Source organism: Photobacterium sp. SKA34 (assembly GCF_000153325.1).
Classification (GTDB): Bacteria; Pseudomonadota; Gammaproteobacteria; order Enterobacterales; family Vibrionaceae; genus Photobacterium.
In genome coordinates, this window is record NZ_CH724142.1 from 451,573 (window position 1) to 459,463 (window position 7,891).

General features: G+C 40.0%; 5 protein-coding genes and 1 pseudogene. 3 read left to right on the forward strand and 3 right to left on the reverse strand.

Annotated elements, in window-relative coordinates:
- Positions 1-135: 135 nt before the first annotated feature.
- From SKA34_RS11060 to SKA34_RS11070, 3 genes are all read right to left on the reverse strand, one after another.
- Positions 136-2,763 carry a PqiB family protein gene (locus SKA34_RS11060; protein WP_006645618.1) on the reverse strand — a complete coding sequence of 876 codons (2,628 nt, stop codon included), beginning with the start codon at positions 2,761-2,763 and terminating at the stop codon, positions 136-138.
- Positions 2,744-3,940, reverse strand: a complete 1,197-nt coding sequence (locus tag SKA34_RS11065) for a paraquat-inducible protein A (protein WP_006645619.1) — start codon at positions 3,938-3,940, stop codon at positions 2,744-2,746. The genes SKA34_RS11060 and SKA34_RS11065 overlap by 20 nt, the downstream gene beginning before the upstream one ends.
- 117 nt (positions 3,941-4,057) lie before the next feature.
- Positions 4,058-5,890 (reverse strand): ABC transporter ATP-binding protein, encoded by a 1,833-nt coding sequence (locus SKA34_RS11070; RefSeq protein WP_006645620.1) that lies wholly within the window; start codon positions 5,888-5,890, stop codon positions 4,058-4,060.
- Positions 5,891-5,974: 84 nt separating this feature from the next.
- Between SKA34_RS11070 and SKA34_RS11075 the strand changes: the two genes are divergently transcribed.
- The 3 genes and pseudogenes from SKA34_RS11075 to SKA34_RS11085 all read left to right on the forward strand — a co-directional run.
- Entirely contained in the window at positions 5,975-6,433 is a 459-nt protein-coding gene (locus SKA34_RS11075) for a GAF domain-containing protein (RefSeq protein ID WP_006645621.1), read from the forward strand.
- Positions 6,434-6,543: 110 nt separating this feature from the next.
- A complete protein-coding gene (gene proQ, locus SKA34_RS11080) occupies positions 6,544-7,176 on the forward strand; it encodes an RNA chaperone ProQ (RefSeq protein WP_005367900.1) in 633 nt (210 codons plus the stop codon).
- Positions 7,177-7,194: 18 nt separating this feature from the next.
- Positions 7,195-7,891, forward strand: a pseudogene (locus SKA34_RS11085) (tail-specific protease); the annotation flags it as partial.

Below are 7,891 nucleotides of genomic sequence, written 5' to 3' on the forward strand. Positions count from 1 at the left end.
CTATTAACTAGCTAATGATGCTGATTTTATAACAGATTGGTATGAATTGCAGTTTTTGCTAATACAAAGCGTAATAAAGGCTTTTCTGAATAAAAAAGAGCACCGAAGTGCTCTTTATTTTGTTTGATTTAGCTGTTAACGCTCAGGAATAGCAGTACGCCATGCTAACCATTTAGGGTTTGCTTTTTTATGTAGTAAGAAGTGTGTTCCTGCTTTAACTTGTGGTTCAAGTGGTTGCTTTTCGGGTGTAGCAAAGGCAATTCCGCCACGTAATAGGCTATCAAACGTGCCTGCTTTTATATTGGCACCTGTAATACCGATATCAACATTCACACCAGAGGTATTCCAAAATACAGTGTTTTTACGCACTAGATGGCGGTATTGCTTCTCAAGTTGGGCTTTTATAATGACACGGTCCGCTAAGTCACCGAGTGAAACATCAACAACTTGTCCAACTTGAATATCACGATAGAGCAGTGGTGTTCCTTCGCTGATTGAATCACGCTCTTCACTTTCTAACACGATTGTGACACGGGAGTTAAACAACTCTGCAGAGCCTAGCTTAAAGGTATCAGCAAAGTGGCCTTTACCCGGTTGAACAGCAATGTAAGAACTCAGTAATGAATCTAAGTTTTCACTACCGCTTAAGCTGATCTTCGGTTTAACCACCCAAAAGTAGCTATCTGATTTTGCGATTTTTTGAGCGTATTTAGGATATAAACGAGCCTGTATTTTCACTTTGTTTGTATGAAATTCGGGTTCGATGTTAATGATTTTACCAATGGTTACGCCTTGGAACTTGATCTCAGTATTGTTAGAGACAGAGCGTGCATCATTGGCTGTTAAAGTAATCAGCTGTCCGAAATGTTGCGCTGAGCTTAAGCTTGGGTAAAGTTTGTATTTAGAGCCTATACGATTAGTCACTTGCTCGATGTTATCAAAGGCAATACCCCCTTTGATAAGTGTAGAGAGGGGATCCGTGACTAACTTAACACCATTTAATCCAGCTTCTACTTCAATACCTGAACGGTTCCAGAATACGGTGTGGTTAGTTATCAAATGACGGTATTTTTTCTCGATGTTTAATTTAATGCTCACCCCGTTATCTTTTAAGGCAAAATCACTCACTTCACCTACTTGTAAGTTACGGTACAGTACGGGACTACCTTCTGATATGGGAGGTAACTTTTCAGCAAATAAACTAATGCTGCTATAGCCTTTAAGTTTTTCATCCGCAAGATCGGCAAGATTACGGCTTTTAAATAGGGTATAGCTTTTGTTTATTTTTTTGCTGCCGATAGAAGTGAAGCTAATCGCACTGCTGATCAATTGATCGGCTGGCGGAATAGAAACATCAATACCTTTGCTTGAAATACTGGCATCGACACCACCATCAACGAAAAAGCGGCTACCGCTTCGGATCAAATTGGTGTACTCAGGTTGAACTAATACATCAAAGCTTACACGATCACCAGATAACTCAACGTTAGTAATTCGTCCAACATCTAATCCCTTAAAGCGTAATTTGGTGCCACGTTTAATACCAAAACTTTTATCAGCATACAGTTTGAAGGTTGCTACGCCTGGTTGCTGCTCTTCTAATGTGTCACGGGTAATTGCTGTAAATTTGCGTGTATTTTCGCCTTTACCTGGTATTAAACGTAAGAAATTACCTCGTACAAGATTACCGATATTCTTAACACCATTAAGTGATACTTCAGCTTCTTCGAGTAATAAACGAGAGCCGCTATTTAAGTACTCACGCATGCTAGGCTCAATCGCAGCATGTGCGATAATCTTATTAGTTTTTTCATCAAGGCTTACATCGGTGATTTTACCTATCTGTAAACCACGATACATGATTGGCGAGCCCGAATCGCTAATATCACTGTTATCTGGCAGGGTTATTGTGATAGCAATACCACGACCAGCTGTATTGATATCAGGGTAGAGTTTAAACAGGTGATTTGCTTCAATGACTTTACCTTTATCAGGCGAATCAAATGCGATAGCACCTGCAATTAATGCTGATAGGCTTTCAAACTGGACATCAACACCATTAAAACCGATATCAGCACGCATTCCACTCACATTCCAGAAACGGCTTTTTTCTGTAACGAGGTTGGCATACTTAGGTTTGATTAACGCATCAATAATGACTTCTTTTTTGTTATCACTAAGGGCGTAATTGAAAACCTCACCGACAGGGATCTTCTTATAGAAAATTTGTGAGCCAATACTGATCGAACCAAGATTCGGTGCTTTTAATTGCAGCTTTAAACCATCTTCTAATGGCGTATCTGCGGGCTGGTTTTCCAATGCAGTAAATTTGGTCGCTTCTGGACCATCACCTGGTAGTAAAGCGATATAGTTTCCTGAAACTAATGTATCTAAGCCTGATATACCTGTTATTGAAGCTTTAGGTTTAACTAGCCAGAACCGGGTGTTTTCACGAAGAATGTTTACCGCTTCAGGATAAATGTCGGCAGTAACGTAAATACTCTTAAGATCTTTTGATAGGCTGACATCTCTTACAATACCGACTTCAAGACCTTGATAACGAATTGTCGTTCTACCTGCGACTAAACCCACAGCATCGCTAAAGTGAATTTGAATACGTTCACCAGCTTCGTTCACTGATTTATACAGTAACCAACTGGCAAGTATTAATGCTAATAGCGGTAACAGCCACAGCGGTGATAGACCCCGATCACGGCGAATTTTCACCTTCTTGGGTTGTTCGTTATTTGGATCGTTGTTCATAATTGTCCCATATCAGGCGAGAATCTAAACTTTCTGCTGCTAACATTGTTAATACTACCACGACGGCAAAGGCGATTGCCCCTGGTCCCGGCGTGAAATCAAGAACTTGTCCACGATCAATTAATGTGACCATGATGGCGATAACAAAAAGATCCATTACCGACCATTTACCTATCCAGTGCACTGCACGGAATACTCGCATGCGTAATAGATGATGTGTTTTTCGTTTGAACTGAATGGCTAAAAGGATATAAGCCAAACTTAAAATTTTCGCGACAGGAACAATAATACTGGCAATAAAGATTATTGCTGCGATCCCTGTCATTCCCGTTCTGACGAGTTCAGCGACACCTGAAAAAATAGTATCTTCAATACGTTTACCGTTATTCATAAAAATTGAAATGGGATAAAGGTTAGCAGGTAAAATAAAAATACTCGCTGAAATTAAATACGCCCATGTTTTTTGAATTGAATGTGGAATACGATCATGCAATGCACTGTTACAGCGGCGGCAATGGGTCAGGTGTTCTTGCGTTAAATGACATGTAGTACAAAGGGTGTCTAAGTCATCACTAATATGTTCATCTTCAGGTTGCCATGCATCCCAATACCGACGAACACTGATGCGAGTCAGTAAGACTAGAAATAATATCTGTAGGGTAATTAGACAGTACAACCCAAGACCGATATTAATCTCTGCGACCTCTTGGACTTTAAAACAAGCAATGGCGAGACTGACTAAAAAGACATCGAGCATAACCCATTGCTTTAAATGGTTAAGAACCCATGTTGATGCTTTAAATAGGGCGAAATGACGAAATTTCAGTGAATATTGGGCGCTATAAACCGATCCTATGACTAATAGTGGGGCAATAACGCTACAAAATAAGATTAATGCGGCAACACCAGGAAAATTTTCTGAAAGTGTGAGGGTGCCAGATGGGAGTGTCGCTGGGATCATCTGTCCGAATAATCGTATTGTGATTAACGGTAAAGTCATGGTTGGAATAAAAAGAATTAAACCCGCAGCGGCTATCGCTAGTTCCGCATTAAATCTTGCTGTTCCCCCACGATACAAACGTGTTTGGCAACGGGGACAGTAAGCACTGTGTCCTTGTTGAGCCACCTCTGGGAGCACAAGTAAATTGCAACCGGGGCAGCGTCTGGCCGTCGACATAGTACGTTGTTTCCTTTGCAAAAGAGCGAGATATAAAAACGCTCACGAAATAAAAATTCACACGTTTATAAAAATACAGTGAATGATAGCCCATGAGCGTCAAGGAAGGATACTATATTATTTTGTACCGATTCTTGCTACTGGAAGTTGTTGATCTGTTTGTTCAACATCATTATTAGGTGACTGAATTGAACCGTAAAGTGTTCGATATAACCCATGTTGGCTCACTAACTCAGTATGTGTACCTGATTGACTGACTAGTCCATCTTCTAAAACATAGATTAAATCGGCTTGTTTTACAGCCGATAATCGGTGGGCAACAATCAAGGTAGTTTTATCCTTTAAAAAACCATTTAGTGCTTTATGTAATGCAGCTTCTGTTGAAGTATCTAACGCTGATGTTGCTTCATCTAAAATAACAAAGTCAGGGTTAGATAAGATCATGCGGGCAATCGCTAAACGTTGACGCTGACCACCGGATAAACGAATACCTTGCCGACCAATTTCAGTATCAAGGCCGTGTGTTAAACGCTCTGTCATATCTGTAAGTTGAGCAATGTCTAAAGCATTCCAGAGTTCATCATCAGTATATTCACCACCCAATGTTAAGTTATGACGTAACGTATCGTTGAATAAGACGGGCTGCTGGAGCACGACAGCCATACGTTCACGAAGAGATTCATAACTGACCGCTTCAATTGGATGACCATTAATAAAAATATCACCTGATTGCTTTTGGTAAATTCCAAGCAGCAATTGAATTAAGGTTGATTTACCGCCACCTGATGCCCCCACAAGAGCAACACGTTTTCCAGCCGGGATATCAATATTTAAACCTCGCAGCACTTCTTTATCGTTGTCATAAGAAAAACGTACATTTCTTACTTTAATGTCTAGAGCTTCATTATTGTTAAAAGGATATACGGTAGCGGTAGGGCGAACTTCTTCTTCTAAAGCTAACAACGTATTCAAACGTTGCATGGCTGCAGACGCACTGTACCAAGAAAATTGAATCCCCAATAACTCTTGTACAGGCCCAAGCATGAACCATAAGTAACTAAAGACAGCCAGCATTTCACCGATAGATAAGCCACTGAAAAGCACCATTAACATTGCTGCGGCGCGAAACACTTCAAAACCGGCTAAGAACAATAAGAAAGAGATACGTCCTGCAGCCTCTGATTGCCACGCAAACTTATCAGCACTGTGGCGTATGTCATTCGCTTGCGATTTTAGTTGGGATAAAAACTCACGCTCACGATTAGATGCGCGTAATTGGTATATGCCATCTAATACTTCGACTAAACGCTGTTGGAATTTTTCATAAGATTGATTTTCTTGACGCTTTAGGTTTTTAACGCGGTTGCCCATCATCTTCGATGCATAAACAACAATAGGGTTAATGACAAGAATGAATAACCCGAGTCGCCAATCTAACCATAGTAAAACACCTGCCGTACCTACGACGGTGAGCAAACCGATAATAAAGCGACTTAACGTATCTCCGACAAATTTATCGATAGTCTCAACATCAGTTACAAGGTGCGAGGTAATACCACCGCTGCCTTTTTCTTCGTATTGGCGCATGCTAATACGCCCTAATTTATCCAATAAATGCTGACGTAAATTAAAGGTGATTTCTTTTGATACAAGTGTGAACTGACGGCTTTGTAAAATGTTCAATGCTTGGCTTACTGTACGCATTAAGACAACTAAAAATAACACTAATAAGATATAGCCAGTGGGCGATTGCCATTGTTCGGGAAGAAGGTGGTTTAAATATTGGATCCCTTCAGCAGGCTTATGCAGCAATACTTCATCGACCATTAATGGCATAAGTAATGGAATTGGTACGCTAATCAACGTGGCAATAACAGCAATAATATTAGCGGTGATAAGACGGGGCCGATGTTTTTTTGCTTGAATAAAAAGCCAAGACCAATTAATCATAGTGGGGAATGAATGCTTCACAGTGATAATGATTCCTATTATTGTTAAGTGTTTTCATTTTAACGATTATGTAAGGCGTATGCTATGGAAAATACAGGTTCTTTTTATAACCGTCTGACACTTCAAGCTTTAGCGATAGTTGAAGGTGAATCAGATCTCATTGCTAATCTTTCTAATATTAGCGCGTTGTTGAATATGGAGTTAGAGAACATAAATTGGGTTGGCTTTTATTTATTAAAAAATGATGAGCTTGTACTCGGTCCATTTCAGGGAAAACCTGCTTGTGTTCGTATTCCTGTTGGTAAAGGGGTATGTGGTACAGCGGTAAAAGATAACCGAGTAATGCGTATCAATGATGTTTATGCGTTTCCTGGACATATTGCTTGTGACGCGGTAAGTCAGTCTGAAATCGTTATCCCATTAAATATTGGGGGAAAATGTATTGGTGTGCTGGATATTGATAGCCCAGATTTGTCAAGATTTGACCAAAATGATGAACAAGGTCTAGTTTCTTTTGTTACAGAGCTACAAAAAGTACTCTAATTTCATGCTTTCGGTGGTTTTTCCTTATTAGGTAATTATAATAGCCCCCACTATTTCTTTTTGAACAAAGCACTAATAACGAGCAAATCTCGTTTATGTCAGGAAAGTCCATGGAAAACTCTGAAAAGTTAACGAACAGTAAAGAAGTTATTGCATATATTGCTGAGCGTTTCCCTAAATGTTTTACTATTGAGGGTGAAGCTAAACCACTTAAGATCGGTATTTTTCAAGATCTTGCTGAGCGCTTAAGTGATGACCCAAAAGTAAGTAAGACGCAACTACGTACAGCATTACGTCAATACACATCTTCCTGGCGTTACCTTCACGGCGTTAAAGCTGGTGTAAGTCGTGTTGATCTTGATGGAAATGAGTGTGATGTACTTGAGCAAGAACACGTTGATCACGCACTTAAAGCCTTAGAAGAAAGCAAAGCAAAAGTACGTACTCGCCGTAAAGAGCAGGCTATCGCTAAAGCTGCTAAAGAAGGCGATGCGAAAAAAACTCGCGCAAAAACTGCTAAACCTAAGAACATTAAGCCAAAAACGGCTAAAGTTAATAAGAAGCCAGTTGAGACTACACCTGTACTAAAAGCTGACGAAGTTATTGTTGGTAAGAACGTACAAGTGAATATGGGCTCAGGTAACATGCCGGCAACTATTGTTGAAATTAACAAGGACGATGTGCGTGTTCGCTTAAATAACGGCTTAGTAATGGCTGTTAAAGCGGAGCACCTGCGTTCATAAAGGGAGAATGCGCGACGCATGAATTGTCGATTCCGTTTCTCACTGATAGCTGCCGGCATGATGCTGGCAGCTTCAGCGCAAGCCTTAGAGGCTAAGTATTCATTAAGTAATTTGCCGCAACTTGCACCAGAGCAACAACATGCAACTGCGAGTAAGAGGGTGGCATCACGCTTTACCCGATCTCACTACAAGCATTTTTCACTTGATGATAAATTCTCTAGTCAGGTATTCGATCGTTATATCGAAATGCTCGACTATAACAAAAGCTTTCTAACTGCTTCTGATGTAAAGCAATTCGAACGCTGGCGAAATCAGTTTGATGATCAATTGAAATCTGGTGATACATCGGGTGCATTTGATATTTTTAATAAAGTCCTTCAACGTCGTTTTGACCGTTATCAGTTTGCGATCTCGCAATTAGATACGGAGATTAAATTTGATAAAGATGAAGACTTTGTTATTGATCGCTCGGAACTTGAGTGGCCAAAAAATCAAGCAGAGTTAAATGAAATTTGGCGTAAGCGTGTTAAATACGATGCGTTGAATCTAAAGCTAGCAGGTAAAAACTGGAATGAAATACAGGAAACACTAGGTAAACGTTATAACAACGCAGTTAAACGTTTAACTCAAACGCATAGTGAAGATGTATTCCAGTTGTACATGAATGCTTTCTCGCGTGAAGTTGATCCTCACACTAGTTATCTATCTCCTAGAA

Coding starts and splice junctions, on each gene's coding strand:
- SKA34_RS11065 (WP_006645619.1), bottom strand. CDS start 3,940: ATGTCGACGGCCAGACGCTGCCCCGGTTGCAATTTACTTGTGCTCCCA.
- SKA34_RS11070 (WP_006645620.1), bottom strand. CDS start 5,890: ATGATTAATTGGTCTTGGCTTTTTATTCAAGCAAAAAAACATCGGCCC.
- SKA34_RS11075 (WP_006645621.1), top strand. CDS start 5,975: ATGGAAAATACAGGTTCTTTTTATAACCGTCTGACACTTCAAGCTTTA.
- proQ (WP_005367900.1), top strand. CDS start 6,544: ATGGAAAACTCTGAAAAGTTAACGAACAGTAAAGAAGTTATTGCATAT.
- SKA34_RS11060 (WP_006645618.1), bottom strand. CDS start 2,763: ATGAACAACGATCCAAATAACGAACAACCCAAGAAGGTGAAAATTCGC.